Annotated in this window: 13 protein-coding genes; 6 read left to right on the top strand and 7 right to left on the bottom strand. The window is 62.2% G+C overall.

Annotated elements, in window-relative coordinates; genetic code table 11:
* Positions 1 to 14: 14 nt before the first annotated feature.
* Positions 15 to 335: a DUF2388 domain-containing protein gene (locus C7A17_RS12315; protein WP_106738302.1), complete on the top strand. Its 321-nt coding sequence runs from the start codon at positions 15 to 17 to the stop codon at positions 333 to 335.
* Between the two features lie 169 nt (positions 336 to 504).
* Here C7A17_RS12315 and C7A17_RS12310 read toward each other — a convergent pair whose 3' ends face one another.
* The 3 genes from C7A17_RS12310 to desA all read right to left on the bottom strand — a co-directional run bounded on the left by C7A17_RS12310 (position 505) and on the right by desA (position 4,545).
* Positions 505 to 1,836 carry an OprD family porin gene (locus C7A17_RS12310; protein WP_106738301.1) on the bottom strand — a complete coding sequence of 444 codons (1,332 nt, stop codon included), beginning with the start codon at positions 1,834 to 1,836 and terminating at the stop codon, positions 505 to 507.
* 434 nt (positions 1,837 to 2,270) lie between these two features.
* Positions 2,271 to 3,242 carry a GGDEF domain-containing protein gene (locus C7A17_RS12305; protein WP_106738300.1) on the bottom strand — a complete coding sequence of 324 codons (972 nt, stop codon included), beginning with the start codon at positions 3,240 to 3,242 and terminating at the stop codon, positions 2,271 to 2,273.
* A 112-nt stretch (positions 3,243 to 3,354) separates the two neighbouring features.
* Positions 3,355 to 4,545, bottom strand: coding sequence for a delta-9 fatty acid desaturase DesA (gene desA / locus C7A17_RS12300; RefSeq protein WP_106738299.1), 1,191 nt, complete (start codon positions 4,543 to 4,545; stop codon positions 3,355 to 3,357).
* A gap of 168 nt (positions 4,546 to 4,713) precedes the next feature.
* Here desA and dibA point away from each other — a divergent pair, with 168 nt between their 5' ends.
* The 5 genes from dibA to C7A17_RS12280 all read left to right on the top strand — a co-directional run bounded on the left by dibA (position 4,714) and on the right by C7A17_RS12280 (position 13,439).
* Positions 4,714 to 7,011, top strand: coding sequence for a phosphodiesterase DibA (gene dibA, locus C7A17_RS12295; protein WP_106738298.1), 2,298 nt, complete (start codon positions 4,714 to 4,716; stop codon positions 7,009 to 7,011).
* Between the two features lie 2 nt (positions 7,012 to 7,013).
* Positions 7,014 to 7,166: a hypothetical protein gene (locus C7A17_RS26760; protein WP_158704660.1), complete on the top strand. Its 153-nt coding sequence runs from the start codon at positions 7,014 to 7,016 to the stop codon at positions 7,164 to 7,166.
* Positions 7,163 to 11,314: a PAS domain S-box protein gene (locus tag C7A17_RS12290; protein ID WP_106738297.1), complete on the top strand. Its 4,152-nt coding sequence runs from the start codon at positions 7,163 to 7,165 to the stop codon at positions 11,312 to 11,314. Before C7A17_RS26760 ends, C7A17_RS12290 begins: the two co-directional genes overlap by 4 nt.
* Positions 11,315 to 11,392: 78 nt before the next feature.
* Entirely contained in the window at positions 11,393 to 11,779 is a 387-nt protein-coding gene (locus C7A17_RS12285) for a response regulator (protein ID WP_106738296.1), read from the top strand.
* Complete coding sequence (locus C7A17_RS12280) at positions 11,772 to 13,439, top strand: diguanylate cyclase domain-containing protein (RefSeq protein WP_106738295.1); 1,668 nt, start codon at positions 11,772 to 11,774, stop codon at positions 13,437 to 13,439. Before C7A17_RS12285 ends, C7A17_RS12280 begins: the two co-directional genes overlap by 8 nt.
* Before the next feature lie 96 nt (positions 13,440 to 13,535).
* Here the strand turns inward: C7A17_RS12280 and cysW are convergent, their stop codons facing one another.
* From cysW to C7A17_RS12260, 4 genes are all read right to left on the bottom strand, one after another.
* Complete coding sequence (cysW, locus tag C7A17_RS12275; RefSeq protein ID WP_106738294.1) at positions 13,536 to 14,363, bottom strand: sulfate ABC transporter permease subunit CysW; 828 nt, start codon at positions 14,361 to 14,363, stop codon at positions 13,536 to 13,538.
* Positions 14,360 to 15,199, bottom strand: coding sequence for a sulfate ABC transporter permease subunit CysT (gene cysT / locus C7A17_RS12270; protein WP_106738293.1), 840 nt, complete (start codon positions 15,197 to 15,199; stop codon positions 14,360 to 14,362). Before cysT ends, cysW begins: the two co-directional genes overlap by 4 nt.
* A 254-nt stretch (positions 15,200 to 15,453) precedes the next feature.
* Positions 15,454 to 16,470 (bottom strand): thiosulfate ABC transporter substrate-binding protein CysP, encoded by a 1,017-nt coding sequence (cysP, locus tag C7A17_RS12265; RefSeq protein ID WP_106738292.1) that lies wholly within the window; start codon positions 16,468 to 16,470, stop codon positions 15,454 to 15,456.
* A 281-nt stretch (positions 16,471 to 16,751) separates the two neighbouring features.
* Complete coding sequence (locus C7A17_RS12260) at positions 16,752 to 16,967, bottom strand: TOBE domain-containing protein (protein ID WP_003464423.1); 216 nt, start codon at positions 16,965 to 16,967, stop codon at positions 16,752 to 16,754.
* Positions 16,968 to 17,046 lie beyond the last annotated feature (79 nt).

Raw genomic sequence — 17,046 nt, 5'->3', positions numbered from 1 at the left:
ACAGGAGTTTCATCATGCGTGTAACGAGCCGCGCCGCACTGGCTTTCAGTGCCTGCCTGATCGCCCAGACCGCAGCAGCCGATGGCATGCTGCGCGACATCCTCTCCTCGGGCGCCACCACCGCCTCAACCTACCTGACCTTCAAGGATCGCAAGCTGGTCGCCGCGGCCGAAGAGGACGCGAGCAGCTTCGTCGCCAGCGCTGGCGAAATTCGCGGCCCACACCTGGAGGCCGCGCTGCAGAAGCTGCGCAGCGACAATCCGCAGTTGCAGGACGCCGATGACATGGCGCTGGCCAGTGCCATCCTCGCCAGTTCAACAGGAAAGCAGGAGTAAACCGTAGGGTGCGCCGTGCGCACCAATTCCGCGACCGACGCCAGCACCAAGCCAAAGCGCCGGAACACATGGCGCTCTCCCTACGGATCGGCTTCATCAGGTGTTTCTCTTGTTTAAATAAAAAACCCGCCTCCCTTTCAGGAGGCGGGCTTTTTTTCAGCCTTATGACTTACAGCAGCGGCAGGGTGTAGCTAACGATCAGACGGTTCTGGTCGACGTCGGTTGCAGCATTGCCACGCAGCACACCGTAGCGCCAGCCCAGACCCAGGCCTTTCAGAGCGCCATCCTGGAACACGTAATCCAGAGCGACGTCACGCTCCCACTCTTTTGCCTGAGTACCGTCGGCACGCTGAACATTAGTGCCCTTCAGGTAGGCAACCGAGGCCTTCAGGCCCGGTACACCGACGCCAGCAAAATCGTAGCTGTACTGACCGAAGGTGGTGCGCTCACCGGCGCGGGTGAAGTTGTGAGCCAGACGGTCAGTCAGCAGATAGACACTTGCACCGCCGGCACCTTCATTAACCAGGCCGCCTTGGTTCAGCTGAACGAAGTTACTGTCTTCAGAGACACGCTGATAGCCCAGCATCACTGCATGGCTTTGCAGGGTGTAGGTGAAGGCGGCGCTCCAAGTGTTGTTGTCGATCTCACCGGTACCATCGCCGAAGGTAGTGTTAGCGGAGTAACCGCCAGCGCGGCCAGCAGCACTGCCGTTCTTGCCGTCGGAAGTGGTGCGGAAGTAACGCAGATCGGTCTTCAGGCTACCCTCACCCAGCGCCAGGTTGTGGCCCAGACCGGCGAAGTGCTGCTTGTAGTAATCGTCGAGATTGGCGTAGTAGTACTGAGCAGTCAGATCCTTATTGATCTTCCAATCGCCACCGCCGAAATAGAATTTGTTGGAGGCTTGGCTACCACCGTCCACAGCCAGGCTGGTGCTGTTGCTCGAGGCACGGCCAACGGCATGTTCGATCTGGCCAGCGGTCAGGGTCAGGTTGTCGATTTCGTTGGAAGTGATCATGCCGCCTTCGAACATCTGCGGCAGCAGACGACCGTCGTTGGAGACAAGAATCGGCAGTTTCGGCATCAGGGTACCGATGCGAGCCTCAGTCTTCGAAACACGAACCTTGCCAGTCAGGCCGCCCTTGCTGAAATCGTCAACCGCGCTGCCATCGCTTTCCAGCGGGAACAGAGCGCCGGGGGTGCGATCACGACCGGTTTTACCAGCACGACCGCCGCCGTCCAGACGCACACCCAGCATGCCAACGGCATCAACGCCGAAGCCAACGGTACCCTCGGTGAAACCGGACTGGTAGTTGAGGATGAAGCCCTGGCCCCATTCGCTGGCCTCGCCGTTGTTGTTGGCGGTGTTCTTGGTGTTCTGGTCGAAGTAGAAATTGCGCAGGGTGAGGTTGGCCTTGCTGTCCCCGATGAAGTCGGCGGAGGCCACTTGGCTCAGGCCCAGGGTGCTGGCGGCTACGGCCAGTGCCAGGGAGGTCTTTCTCATTATGTTTCTCTCCAGTGTGTTTAAGGTGACGCATCGACTCCTAGCACTGACTTCGGCACGAAGAGGCAGGCTCGGAGACGAATGGGGTGAACGCCCAGGCGCACGACCTCACGGCAGAAGGTTGCCGCGCCAGAGGCGAACGAAAATCAGAAAAGAGATAACAACAGGAGGCCCGGACAGAGGGGCAGAAGGAGACGGGCAGGTCGGGTCATAGTCGGCACTCGCATCGTTGTTATTGTGCGCCAGCATCCATTGGCCGGCTTTGAATAGCGAGTGCTAGAGCAGTTTGCGTGCCAGAACGGGAGCAGTAATGGGCAAGAGCCGCAGCCACGGGAAGTTACACTTTCCAGTCAACACGGTGACACCCTGATGACAGTCATTCGATAGGCAACTTATTGCCTATCGAACTCACTCAAATGGCGAAAAACCGCCATTCAACCAACCACGATCTGATTCTTGCCCTGCCGCTTGGCCGCATACATGGCCACGTCGGCGCGCGCATAGAGCGCGTCGAGAGTGGCGTCGGTCGCAAGCAAGCTGGTCAGGCCCTGGCTGACGGTAATACCGAAATTCGTGCCCTCGTGCTGGAACGAGAGCCGCTGTACCTCGCGCTGCAGCCGCTCGGCCACCTGCAGCGCGACATCCGGCTCACAGCCAGGGAACAACGCGGCGAACTCCTCGCCGCCGATACGGCCAAACAGATCACCGCGACGCAAGGTGGTAGCACCACAGTGAGCCAGGCGCTGCAATACCTGGTCGCCGGTCTGATGGCCGTACTGGTCGTTGATCTTCTTGAAATCGTCCAGATCAAGCAGCAGGAAGGCCATCGGGCTACCGAACTGGCGAGCGTGGGCGAACTCGCGTCGGGCGCATTCGAAGAAATGTCGACGATTGCTGCTCTCAGTCAGAACATCGGTGGTGGCCAGGCGATGCAACTCGCCTTCCAGGCGCTTCTTCTCGGTGATGTCTTCGGCGATACCGACGATTACGCTGCCCTGATCCACACCAGGCCGCGGGCTGACGAAGCACTTGTCGCTAAGCCAGCGCAACTGGCCATCGGCCCGAATAATGCGGTATTCCCGCGACTCCACCGCACCGGTCTCCAGCACCTTGGCCAGACTCTGGGCGGCGTAATCGACATCATCCGGGTAGATGCTGTTGCGCCACTCGCCATAATCGGCCAGGAGCAGTGCAGCAGAGCGCCCGAAGATACGTTCGTAGGCAGGGCTGACGTAGATCATTCGCTGTTCGCGCCAGTCGAAGGCCCAGAGCACGGCGTTGACGCTGCCGAGCAGGCTGCTGAACAACTGCTCACGCTCGCCCAGGCGCTCCACCTCGGCTCGACTGTGCAGCAGGGCCAAGGTCAGTTCTTCCAACTCGGAAACAGCGTTGCCTTGATCATCCATCACAGCAGCCATCCAATCCCTCGCAATCAATATCTATTGAGCATAGTGCGAGGCGTTGGACAAATAGAAAGGCCCGCCAGTTCGGCGGGCCTTCGGTTATCGCGTGAGGCGATCAGGCGGTCGCGTTGGCAGGACGTAGCGAGTAAGTCTTGAGTTGCTCGGCGAATTCGCGCAGCGATTGGATACCGCTGGCCTCGGCCTCATGCACCCACTGCTTCATGGCTTCGAGCATGTCATGCCCATTGCTGCTGGTCTTGACCCAGATCTGCTGCAGTGCCAGGCGCTTCTCGTAGATCACTTTCAGGGCCTGACTCTGCGCCAGCATGTCGGCGATGCGCGCGTGATGCTGCTCTTCCAGCAGGCTCGGTTCGCGCGACAGCAAGCGCTTGGCGCGATGAAAAAGGTGACGAACGGACGCGTCAGCCTTGGCCACTTCCTGTTTGACCAACGGCGCGATGACCAGCTTGCGGTACTGCGCCATGATCTGGAAACGGTTGTTGAGGATGGCCATGGCGGTGTCCATGTCCAGATGCCCCTTGCCTTCGACACGGTGAGCGATAGGCGCAACGCGCTGTACCTTGGCCAGTCCCAGCAAGCTGAACAGCTTGATCCAGGCCCAGCCCATGTCGAACTCCCACTTCTTCACCGACAGCTTGGCCGAGTTCGGATAGGTGTGATGGTTGTTGTGCAGTTCTTCACCGCCAATCAGGATGCCCCAGGGCACAAGGTTGGTGGCGGCATCGCGGCATTCGAAGTTGCGGTAGCCTACGGCATGACCCAGGCCATTGATCACACCTGCCGCCCAGACCGGAATCCACATCATCTGGATCGCCCATACGGTGATGCCGGCCACACCAAACAGCAACAGGTCGATCACCGCCATCAGCGTCACACCACCGATGGGGAAGCGGCTGTAGACATTGCGCTCGATCCAGTCGTCCGGGCAATTCTTGCCATAGATACGCAGGGTTTCCTGGTTCTTGGCCTCTTCCTGATAGAGTTCGGCACCTTTGCGCAACACAGTACCAAGGCCCTTGATGACTGGGCTGTGCGGATCGTCGACAGTTTCGCACTTGGCGTGATGTTTACGGTGAATCGCGGTCCACTCGCGTGTGTTCTGGCCTGTGCTCAACCACAGCCAGAAACGGAAGAAATGCTTGAGCGCGGGGTGCAGTTCCAGTGCACGGTGCGCGGAGTAGCGGTGCAGATAGACGGTGACACTTACAATGGTCACGTGCGTCATCAGCAAAGTCGCAGCCACCAGCTGCCAGACCGAAAGGTCGAGTAAACCGTTGTACCACATGGACGCTGTTGCCTCTTGAAAGGAAAACGCGGCTTGTCCTACAAGGACGAACCTTGAATCATTATCCCTGACCCATAGCAGAAAACCAGTTGGTCTTTTAGATAAGAATGTTTCAGCCATGACCCATCTATACTGCCCAGCAATAACAGTGAGCGTAATTGCCTGCCCATGCGTATCGACACCGCCGCCTTGCGTCTGACCCTGGGCTACCTACTGCTTGCCGGGCTGTGGATTCTGCTCAGCGACCACCTGCTGGCGGCCCTCGGTCTGTCCGTGGCTGAGCAGGAACGCCTGCAATCACTCAAAGGGTTGGTCTTCGTCACCCTCACGGCCGCCCTGCTGTATCTGGTGCTGCGTCGGCATGCCCAGCAGTACCGTCGAGCCCGCCTGCAACTGGCCGGCAACGAGGAGCGCCTGCGCCTGGCGCTGGACGCCACCCATGACGGCCTGTGGGACTGGGATGTATCGCAACGTCGGGTGTTCTTCTCCGAAGGCTACGCCGCGCTGCTCGGCCTCACGCCTCAGGCGCTGGGCAATACCCGTGAAGACTGGGCCGAGCGCCTGCATCCGGATGATCGTGAGCGCGCCTTGCAGGCACTCGGCGCCGAAGCGGACGCCGATCACTACGAGAACATCTACCGCCTGCGCCACGCCGATGGCAGCTATCGCTGGATTCACTCGCGCGGCCGCCTGCTGCGCGACGAGATGAACCAGCCGCAGCGCTTCCTCGGCATCGCCAGCGACATCACCCAACAACGCGCCAACGATGACAGCCTGCGCCAGGCTGCGGCGGTTTTCGATGCGACCCAGGAAGGCGTGCTGGTTACCGATCCGCAGCAGCGCATCGTCCACGTCAACCCGGCGTTCAGCCGTATCACCGGCTACAGCACCGATGAAATCCTTGGCCAGCACCCCAACCTGCTCAAGTCCGGCCGTCACGATACGGCCTTCTATCAAAGTCTGTGGCACGCCCTGCAGAACCGCGGAGCCTGGAGCGGCGAGGTATGGAACCGACGCAAGAGCGGGGAGATCTACCCGCAGTGGCAGTGCATCCGCGTCATCCACGACGAACAAGGACGCGTCAGTCATTACGTCGCGGTGTTTTCCGATATCACTGCCCTCAAGCGCTCGCAACGCGAGCTGGACTACCTGGCTCACCACGACCCGCTGAGCAACCTGCCCAACCGCCTGCTGTTCACCGAGCGGATCGCGCATGCCCTGGAGCGCAGCTCGGGCGAACAGCTGCGCGGCGCGGTGCTGCTGATCGACCTCGACCACTTCAAGCACATCAACGAGAGCCTCGGCCATAACGTCGGCGATCTTCTGCTCAAGGGGGTGGGCGAGCGCCTGCAGCAGGATCTGCCCAGCGGCAGCACCCTCGCGCGCCTGGGTGGTGACGAATTCGGCCTGCTGTGCGAGAACTGCGCCGAAGCCCCGCAAGCGGCCGAACTGGCGCAGCGTCTGCTGCGCTGCCTGGAGTCACCCTTTCGCCTGGATGGGCACGAGCTGTATATCGGTGCCAGTATCGGCATCAGCCTGTTCCCCGGGGACGCCGATAGCGTAGAGCAGGTACTGCGCAATGCCGACTCGGCACTGTTCAAGGCCAAGAGCAGCGGCCGTGAAGGTTATGCCTTCTACGTCCAGGAGCTGACCGACTACGCCAGGCAACGTGTGGAACTGGCCAGCAGTCTGCGCCATGCCCTCGACAACGACGAACTGCGGGTTTACTACCAGCCACTGCACGATCTGCAAGATGGCAGTCAGGTGGGAATGGAGGCATTGGTACGCTGGCAGCATCCGCAGCGCGGCCTGGTGCCTCCGGCCGAGTTCATCCCCATCGCCGAAGACAACGGCATGATCGGCGCCATCGACAGCTGGGTGCTGGAGCAGGCGTGCCGCCAGATGGTGCGCTGGAATGCCCAGGGCGGTTCACCGCGATTCGTCGCGGTGAACATTTCCAGCCGCCTGTTCAGCCGCGGCGAACTCGATCTGAAAGTGGCCCAGGTGCTGGCCGACACGGGTCTGAACCCCTCCCAACTGGAGCTGGAGGTCACCGAAAGCGCTGTGATGGAAGATCCGGCCGCCGCCCAGTTGCTGCTGACCCGTCTGCGTGCCCTGGGCGTACGCCTGGCCATCGATGACTTCGGCACCGGCTACAGCTCGCTGGCCCGCTTGAAACGCCTGCCGGTGGATAAGCTGAAACTCGATCAGAGCTTCGTCCGTGGCCTGCCCAATGATCCCGAAGACGCCGCCATCGCCCGCGCCGTGATCGCGCTGGGCCACAGCCTGGATCTGAAGATACTCGCCGAGGGCATCGAACAACTCGAGCAGGCTGATTTCCTCCGCGAACTAGGCTGCGACTACGGCCAGGGCTACCACTTCGGCCGCCCGCAGCCGGTATCTGGCGCTGCATCGGCCAGCAGCGCGGGCAAGGCACAGGACAGCCAGGACAGCACGAGGGGCTGAACATGCACGCGCCAACCTCGCTACGCGACCCCATCGGCGCCTGCTCCGCCCTGTCATCCGGTATTACCCGCCATGAGCCGTTGGCCAGAGCCGAGGCTCAAGAGTCGGAGCGCCTGCGTCGTATCGCCAAAATGGCCGGAGCGCGGTCGCAGTGAACAGCTCGCCCCGGCCGATCCCAATCCGCTGGATCGTGATCGGCGGCAGTCTGTGTCTGGCGATCTTCTTCGCCCTGCTCGGCCGCCAAGCACTGCATGAACGTGAAGCGCTCTGGCAGCTTCAAATGAACAGACAGGCGGAGGCCCAGCGCCTGGCCTTGCAAAGCTTCCAGCATGGCCTGCGCGAGCGTGCTCAACTGCTCGCGGAAGCTATCGCCGCCGATGCCTGGGTAGCAGAGTTGGTGCGCCAGGCCCATGCTCTGCCGGCAGGTGACACAAGCGCTCTGGCCAGCATCCGCAATCAGCTCTATACGCGCCTGGCCCCACGCTGGCGCAACCTGCAGGCGCATCGCCCCTTTCGTCTTTACGTGCATCTGGCGGGCGATGCACGGGTGTTGTTGCGTGTCCACCAGCCCCAGCATTTCGCCGATACGCCAAGCGCCATGAGTACCCTGGTCATGGAAACCCTGCGTAGCAACCGCAGCCGAGCAGGGTTGACCCAGGATCACGACGGCGTCGACATGCACGCCATCGCCCCCTTGCAGGTCGACGGCCAATCCGGCCTGTGGTCGGTCGGCGCCATCGGCGTGACCATGAACGTGCTCGATGACCTGCCACAGCTCGACCAGGATCTCGGCAGCGGTATCGCCGTGCTGGTGAACACGCCTCAGGACGGCAAAGATACCGCCTCGGATCACAGCTGGCGCCTGATAAGTCAGTCCCGCCCGCAAGCGCAACGCTGGCTGGCCGCTGGCGAACTGCCCCAGCCTGAGCAGGGCAGCACCCCGAGCCTGCTGGAAGATGACGGCCGCCATTACCTGTTGAGCCAGTTGGTACTGGCACATACCGACTCGCGCCCTGCGGCAACGGCACTGACCTGGCGCGACGTCAGCGAGCTGTATGCCGTGCATGTGCACGACAAACGCTGGCTGGTGGGCAAATGGCTGCTGGCCTGGTGCGGTGCCGAAACCCTGCTGCTGATTCTGTTACGCGCCACCCGACGCAGCACCCAACGGCTGATGCAGCGCCAGCAGAGCGCCTTGCACGCGCTCAATGAAATCGCGGCCTTGCCGAACCTGAGCAGCAGGGAGCAATTACGCGAAGCATTGCGCATGGGCGCGGATTATTTCGAGCTACCGCTCGGTGTGATCGGCCTGATCGATGGCGACAGCTATCGCGTACTGGTACAGGTATCGCCCAACGGTGAACTGCAGGACGGTCAACTGTTCAACCTGGGCGAGACCTATTGCAGCCTGGCCTTCGTACAGGACGATGTCCTGAGCATCGAACGAATGGCCACCTCGCCTTATCGCGAACACCCCTGCTACCAGCGCTTCGCCCTGGAAAGCTATATCGGCATCGCCATCTGGATCGGCGGTCGACGCGTCGGCACCCTGGCCTTTTGCGACCAGCAGATGCGCGAGCGCCCGTTCGATGAAAACGAGCGCGAATTCCTCCGCCTGTTCGCCCGCTGGGTCGGTGCCATCCTTGAGCGCGATCAACAGGAACAGGCACGCCAGACCCTGCTAGAACGCCTGGCCAGCATCATCGAAGGCACCGACGTCGGCACCTGGGAGTGGAACGTGCAGAGTGGCGCGACGGTATTCAACGAGCGCTGGGCACAGATGCTCGGCTACCGACTCGACGAGTTGCAACCCACCACCGTGGAGACCTGGAAGCACTTCTGCCACCCCGATGATCGCCTGCCCAGCGAACAGCTGCTGCGTCGGCATTTCGCCGGCGAAGTGGCGTCCTACGACAGCCAGATCCGCATGCGCCACCGCGACGGTCGCTGGCTGTGGATACAGGTGCGCGGGCGCCTTTCCAGCCGTGACGAGCTGGGTCGTCCGTTGTTGATGTATGGCACCCATACCGATATCAGCGAGGCACGTAGGCGCGAGGACGCCGTGATCGAAGCACGCGCCTTCCTGCAGACATTGCTGGACTCGGCCGTCGGCGTATCGATCGTCGCCACTGACCCGGAGGGGTTGATCACCCTCTTCAACTCCGGCGCAGAACGCTTGCTGGGTTATCGCAGCGAGGAAGTCGTGGGCCTGCGAACGCCTGTCTGCTTCCACTTGCCCAGCGAGGTCGAAGCGCGCGCCAGCGAACTCAGCCGTCTCGCCGGGCGGCCGGTCGAAGGTGTCGAGGTGTTCAACCACAATATCCGTGGCGGCGAACCGGAAACCCGCCAGTGGACTTACCTGCACAAGGACGGCAGCCAGCGCCGGGTCAACCTCACCACCAACGCCATCTTCGACACCAGCGGCCAGATTACCGGTTTTCTCGGCATCGCCAGCGACATCAGCGCCCTGCAGCAGGCCACGCGTGCATTGCAGCAGAGCGAGAGCCGTTTTCGCGGCCTGGTCGCCAACCTGCCTGGCGTGGTCTATCGCTGTTCCAACGACAGCAGTTGGAGCATGCGTTACATCAGCGACGAAATTCTCAGCCTCACCGGTTACCCACCCACGGACTTCATCGACAACCGCGTGCGCAGCTTCTCCAGCATCGTGCACCCGGACGACCTGCCCATCACCTACCGGGCCAACGACAGTATCGCCCGACACGAAGTGCTCGAGCTGACCTACCGCCTACGCCATGCCGATGGACACAGCGTCTGGGTGCGCGAGAAAGGCCGCGGCGAGTACGACTCGCAGGGCCGCCTGGTGTGGATCGATGGCTTCATCTGGGACATCAGCGAGCGCAAGGTCATGGAAGACGAACTGCGCCTGAGCCAGCAACTGTTCAGCAGCGCCTTCGCCACGGCGCCACAAGGCATGGCACTGGTGGCCATCGACGGGCGCTGGCTGGAGGTCAACGACGAGCTTTGCCGCATGCTCGGTTACAGCCGGGAAGAACTGCTGGCCCTCGACTTCCAGCGCATCACCCACCCCGACGACCTCGACGCCGACCTGCGCAATGTCGACGACCTGCTGGCCGGGCGAATCAGCGCCTACCAGATGGAGAAACGCTACCTGGACAAGCACGGCCAGGTGCTCTGGGTGCTGCTCAGCACCGCCGTGGTACGTGATGGCGAAGGCCGCCCGGTGCATCTGGTCGCACAGATCCAGGACTTCAGCGACCGGGTCGCCGCCGAACGGGCGATACGCGAGCGCGAGCACTACCTGAGCACCCTGCTCGACAACGTCATCGACGCCATCGTCACACTGGATGAAAGCGGCCAGATCGAAACCTTCAACCACGCCGCCGAGCGCATATTCGGCTATCGCCAGGCTGATATCGCCGGCCAGAACATCGCCCGCTTGATACCACCCTCAGCAGATCACGGCTCACCACGCACCTGGGCCCTGGGCCAGCCGCGCGAGCTGGAAGGCTTGCGCCACAATGGCGAGCGCTTCGCCCTGGAACTGGCGGTGTCGCAGATCAGCCACCAGGGCCAGGCGCGCTTCATCGCGGTGATCCGCGACATCGCCGAGCGCAAGCGTATCGAGCAGATGAAGAACGAGTTCGTCTCCACCGTCAGTCACGAACTGCGCACGCCACTGACCGCCATCGCCGGCTCGCTCGGCCTGATCAACGGTGGCGCGCTCGGCGAAGTCCCACAGACCATGCGCCAGATGCTGAGCATCGCCCAGGCCAACAGCCAGCGCCTGAGCGAGCTGATCAACGACCTGCTGGACATGGAAAAGCTGGTGGCCGGCAAGATGCGCTTCGACCTGCTGACGCAGCCGCTAAAACCGCTGCTGGAACAGGCCGTGCTGCATAACCAGCCCTACGCCGATCAACACCAGGTGCGCCTGAACCTGCAGGTGGAGGACGATGCGCCCGTGCGCGTCGATGCCCAGCGCCTGGCCCAGGTGCTGGCCAACCTGCTGTCCAATGCCGCCAAGTTCGCCCCGGCCGGCAGTACGGTCGAAGTGCGCCTGGGCAATGCGGGGCAATACCTGCGCACCAGCGTCAGCGACCAGGGGCCGGGGATTCCGGCGGCGTTTCATTCACGCATCTTCGCCAAGTTCTCCCAGGCCGACTCCGGCGATACCCGGCGCAAAGGCGGCACCGGCCTGGGCCTGGCGATCTGCAAGGAAATCATCGAACGCATGGGCGGACGTATCGGCTTCGACTCGGTGCCGGGCCAGGGCGCGACCTTCTGGTTCGAGCTGCCGCGCGACAGCGAGCCAGCCTCATGAACATCGAAACGGCACTGGCAGCAATGGCCAGACCTGAACCACACTGCACACAGCAGACACCCGTCGGGGAGACGCTTCATGACTGAACTCAAGCGCATCCTTCACGTCGAGGATGACCCGTCGATCCAGGCCGTGGCCAAGGTCGCGCTGGAGGCCGTCGGCGGTTTTCAGGTGCTCAGCTGTGCCAGTGGCCAGGAGGCCCTCGATCAGGTGCAGGGCTTCGCCCCCGATTTCATCCTGCTGGACGTGATGATGCCCGGCATGGATGGCCCCAGGACACTGGAACTGCTGCGTCAGCTGGTCGACCTCGAACAGACGCCGGTGGCCTTCATGACCGCCAAGGTGCAACCCAGTGAAGTCGATCACTACCGTAGCCTGGGCGCGCGCGATGTGATCATCAAGCCGTTCGACCCCATGCAGCTCGCCAGCCAGGTGCGGCAGATCTGGAGCGAACGTCATGGATAAGGTTCCTCACGCCCTGCAACAGCATCTGCAACAGCTTGGCCTGCAGTTCAGTGAACGCCTGCGCCAGGAGCTGCCGCAGCTTGGGCAACAGGCCAGACAATTGCTGGAGGTGGATGAAAGCGAACGCGAACGCCTGCTGCAGAGCCTGCGTGACCAGTTGCACAGGCTGGCAGGCAGCGCCGGCACCTTCGGTTTTGCCCAGCTCGGCCAGCAAGCCCGTGAACTGGAACAACAGGCCGAACGCTGGATGGAGCGCCTGCTGCGCCAGCAGCAGAACCTCAACGAATTCATCGGCGCCCTGCAGGAACTGGGCGAACAGCCGGCAATTGCCAGTGCCTCCCAGGAACCTGGTGATCACAAGCGCAAGCAGCCGCGCAGCGAGGATGGCAGCCGCCATATCTACATCCTCGAAGGCGAAGTCGCAGTCGGCGAAAACATGCGTCAGACCCTGAACAACTTCGGCTACCACGCCGAACACTTCAACTCCATCGCTGGCCTCGACGCCGCCCTGCAGCAACGCCTGCCGGACGCTCTGATCATCGACGCCAACCTGCCCGATGAAGCCAGCTGTGGCCTGGAGTACGCCAACCAACTGCGTGCGCGCCTGGAAGAGGCTCTGCCATTGCTGGTGCTGACCGACCAGCAGGACGACTTCGCCACCCAATTGCAGGCCGTACGGGCCGGTGCGATGGGGCTGTTCAGCAAGCCGGTGGACATTCCACAACTGGAAAGCCGCCTTGAACGCTGCTTCACCCAACAAAGCGGCGAGCCCTACCGGGTGTTGATCGCCGACGACGACCAGGATCTGGCCAGCCGCTACAGCCTGGTACTACGCGACGCCGGCATGCTGGTGGAAGTGCTGCACGATCCTGCGCAGATCTTCAACCACCTGCGCGACTTCAACCCCGAAGTAATACTGCTCGACGTCAACATGCCGGACTGCACCGGTCCCGAACTGGCGCAGATCATCCGCTGCAACGACGACTGGCTACGCATCCCGATCATCTACCTGTCGGCGGAAACCGATTTCGGCAAACAGATGAATGCCCTGATCAAGGCCGGCGACGACTTCGTCAGCAAGCCGATCTCCGACAACGCGCTGGTCGCCACCGTGTTCTCCCGCGCTCAGCGCGCACGCCTGCTCTCCGATGCGCTGGCGCGTGACAGCCTCACCGGCCTGCTCAAACACGCTGACATCAAGGAGCAGGTGGCCATCGAGCTGGAGCGCGCCCTGCGCAGTGGTGACCGCGCCAGCGTGGTGATGCTCGACATCGACCACTTCAAGCGGGTCAACGACGAACACGGCCATGCCGCAGGGGACAACGTCATCCGTGCGCTGGCCAACCTGCTGCGCCAGCGCCTGCGCCGGGTCGACAGCCTGGGTCGCTATGGTGGGGAGGAGTTTCTCGCCGTGCTACCGGATTGCACGCCGCAGCAGGCCAAACTGATCGTCGACGAGATTCGCCAACGCTTCGCCGAGCTGCACTTCATCGCCGATGGCAGGGAGTTCTCCTGCACACTGAGTGCCGGTGTCGCCGGCACCGATGTGCACAGTGAAGCCGAGCAACTGCGCGAACGCGCCGACAAGGCGCTATACGCCGCCAAATACAACGGGCGCAATCAGGTGCAGATAGCGGCGTCGGAAGAACATCGCGGCTGAAGCCGCGCCTACAAGCACCACGCTCAGTAGGAGCGGCTTCAGCCGCGATAGGTCATAAAAGCTTCAGCGGACTGTCGCCCGCCAATGCCACACCGATCACGCCTCGGCGCGCTGCATCAGGCGGCGCTGACGCCACTCCATGAAGGTCTTGAGGAACAACGTGAGCAGCGCCATGCACGCCAGCAGGCCGGCTGCAGTGAAGGCCGCCGCAGGCTTGTAGTCGTTGTTGAGCTGATCGACCAGCAGCGGCAGAGTCAGGGTCTGGTTGATGATGGTGCCGGAGACCACCGACACCGCACCGAACTCGCCGACCGCACGCGCGTTGGTCACCACCACGCCGTACAGCAGCGCCCATTTGATCTTCGGCAGGCTGATGCGGCGGAAGATCTGCCAGCCGCTGGCGCCCAGGCACATGGCGGCGGTTTCCTCGTCCTGGCCCTGGGCCTGCATCACCGGAATCAGGATGCGCGCCACGTAAGGCGCAGTGACGAACACGGTGACCATGACGATGCCCGGCCAGGCGAACATCAGCTGCATACCGTTATCGTAGAACCAGCGACCGATAAAGCTTTCCAGGCCGTAGACCACCAGGTAGCAGAGACCGGCAACCACCGGCGACACCGCGTAGGGAATGTCGATCAGGGTGGTCAGCAGCTTGCGTCCACGGAAGTCGTAGTGCGTCACGCACCAGGCCAGGCAGATACCGAAGCACAGGTTCAGCGGCACGGTGATCGCTGCCACCAGCAGGGTCAGGCCGATGGCGTGGAGCATGTAGTCCTCGCCGAGGTTGCTCCACAGCAGGCCCAGACCGCCAGCCAGCGCCTTGGTGAAGATCAACGCCAACGGCACCAGCAGCATCAGTGCCACCACCGTCAGACCGAGTACTACCAGCGCCCACTGGCGCCAATCCTGAGGCTTTTTCATCGACCTTGCCGTTGCCATGCGAACAGACGCCCCTGCACGACCTGCAGGAGGAACAGAAGAGTCAGCGACGCGAGCAGGATCACCGAAGCGATGGCCGCCGCCGCCGGGTAATTGAACTCCTGCAGACGGACGAAAATCATCAGCGAGCTGACTTCCGTCTGGTAGGGAATGTTGCCGGCGATCATGATCACCGCACCGAACTCGCCGAGGCTGCGCACGAACGCCTGCGAGCCGCCGGTGACCAGCGCCGGGGTCAGGGTCGGCAAAATCACCTTGCGGAAAATCTGCAGTCGGCTTGCGCCGAGGGTGCGCGCTGCCTCTTCGTACTCCGAGCCGAGATCCTGCAGCACCGGCTGCACGGTACGCACCACGAAGGGAATGCTGGTGAACACCATCGCCACCACGATACCGGCGTAGGCGTAGGCCACCTTGAAGCCCAGCCACTGACCGATCCAGCCATTGGGCACCAGCAGCGCGGCGAGGGTCAGACCGGCCACCGAAGTCGGCAGGGCAAAGGGCAGATCGACCAACGCATCGACGATACGCCGGCCGGGGAAATCGTAACGGGTGATGATCCAGGCCAGCAGCAGGCCGATCACCAGAACCGCCAGGGTCGAGTAGAACGCCGCGGAGATGGTCACCTTGTAGGTCTGCACCACACGCGGATCGCTGATCGCGAACCAGTACTGCGCCCAGGTCATGTCGCTGACGTACAGCAACAGCGCCGACAACGGCAGCAGGATCACCAGGGAGAGATACAGCACACTGACGCCGAAGCTCAGACCGAAGCCTGGCAGCAGCGGAGTCTGCAGGAAGAACAGCGTTGGTTTGCTCACGAAAAAGCTCGGCTCTACAAATGCAGTTGGCCGCCCATTAGGCGGCCAACAGACCAATACGATGCTTACCCAGTGTCACAACACGGATCACATGTCGACATGTGGTCGCGTGCTTTGGAGTAGGGTGCACTGCGCGCACCACGAAGACCGCAGTGCGTACTCGGTGCGCAAGGCGCACCCTACGAAAAACCGCCCGACCGACAGCTGATCTGTGGCGTAACACCAGGGCGGGTTACACCCGCCCTGCGTCCCGGTCAGCGACCGGCTGCAAGAAGCTGGTCAAGAATACCACCGTTGTCGAAGTGCTTGGCGGTGATGTCATCCCAACTGCCGAGGATCTCGTTCGGGTTGATCAGGCGTACCGGAGCGAACTGCGCCTTGGTCGCCTCGACCACTTCCGGGTTATGCACACGGTAGTTGTAGCGGGTCAACAGTTGCTGGATGTCCTTGCTGTACTGGAAGTCGAGGAAGGCCTTGGCCTGCTCGCGGGTACCACGCTCGTCAGCCACCTTGTCGACGATGGCCACCGGGAATTCGGCCAGCACGCTGACCTCCGGCACCACGACTTGCAGGTTGGCGGACTTGAACTCGTCACCCTTGGCGATGTTGATCACTTCCGATTCGAAGGTCAGCAGCACGTCGCCCTGGCCGTTCTGGGCGAAGGCCACGGTGGCGCCACGGCCGCCGGTGGGGAAGTTCTCGACGTTCTTCAGCAGCTTGCCGACGAAGGCCTTGACCTTCTCCTGGTCGCCGTTGAATTTCTCGTTGGCGAACAGCCAGGCGCCCAGGTAGCTGTAGCGGGCGTTGCCAGAGGTTTTCGGGTTGGGGAATACCAGCTTCACGTCATCGCGAATCAGGTCGTCCCAGCTCTTGATGTTCTTCGGGTTGCCTTCACGTACCAGGAAGGCGGTGGTGCTGTAGTACGGCGAGGCGTTGTTTGGGAACTGCTTGGCCCAGTCTTCGCGTAGCAGGCCGCGTTTGGCCAGGATGTCCACGTCGGAGACCTGGTTGAAGGTGACCACGTCGACCTTCTTGCCCTGGATGATGTCCTGCGCCTGGCGCGAGCTGCCAGCGAAGGACTGGATGATCTTCACTTCCTTGCCGCTCTGCTGCTTCCAGTGCTCGACGAACAGCGGGTTGATCTCACCGAACAGTTCGCGGGCGATGTCGTAGGAGGCGTTGTGGAACGGGGTGTCGGCAGCAGCATGGCTCAGCGAGCCGGTAAGCAGGGTGGCGCTGGCCACACTGGCCAGGAGGATCTTCTTCAGCATGAGCGGCTTCCTTATCGTTGGCAGAGCCTGCAAGCAGGCGTTTTGATGGCGCGATTGTGGCGCAACGGTATATATCCGAAAAATACTATTTTCTTATCTACTTATAACTAGATAAAAATCAACCACGCCATCAGACGAACCCGCCGCACAGATGCGGCCAGGGAAAGACGGGAAAGCATACGGGAAGGTGCCGGAAGAGGCGAACGAGGAGCAGGCGCGGGAATGACGGGGGCGCCTCGCCCCGACCGCTCCGAGGAGCGGCCAGGGTGGAGGGGGAGCGATCAGAGCTTGGCGATGGACACTTCGGTGGATTTGACGAAGGCGATCACTTCACTGCCCACCTGCAGTTCCAGCTCACGCACGGAACGAGTGGTGATCACCGAGGTGACGATGCCGGCAGCGGTCTGCACGTCGATTTCCGACAGTACGTCGCCGATGACGATTTCCTTGATGTTGCCCTTGAACTGGTTGCGAACGTTGATGGCTTTGATGGTCATGGTGTTTCTCCTCAGGTCGTTTTACATGTAGCCCGGTGCAATCCGGGGAATTCTCGAGCCGCTCCCGGATTGCCTCCGG

Origin of the sequence: Pseudomonas mendocina (assembly GCF_003008615.1) — a bacterium.
In the GTDB taxonomy this organism is placed as follows: Bacteria; Pseudomonadota; Gammaproteobacteria; order Pseudomonadales; family Pseudomonadaceae; genus Aquipseudomonas; species Aquipseudomonas mendocina_C.
Note: the sequence above shows the minus strand (reverse complement) of the source record. Positions and strands in the feature narration are given on the sequence as shown.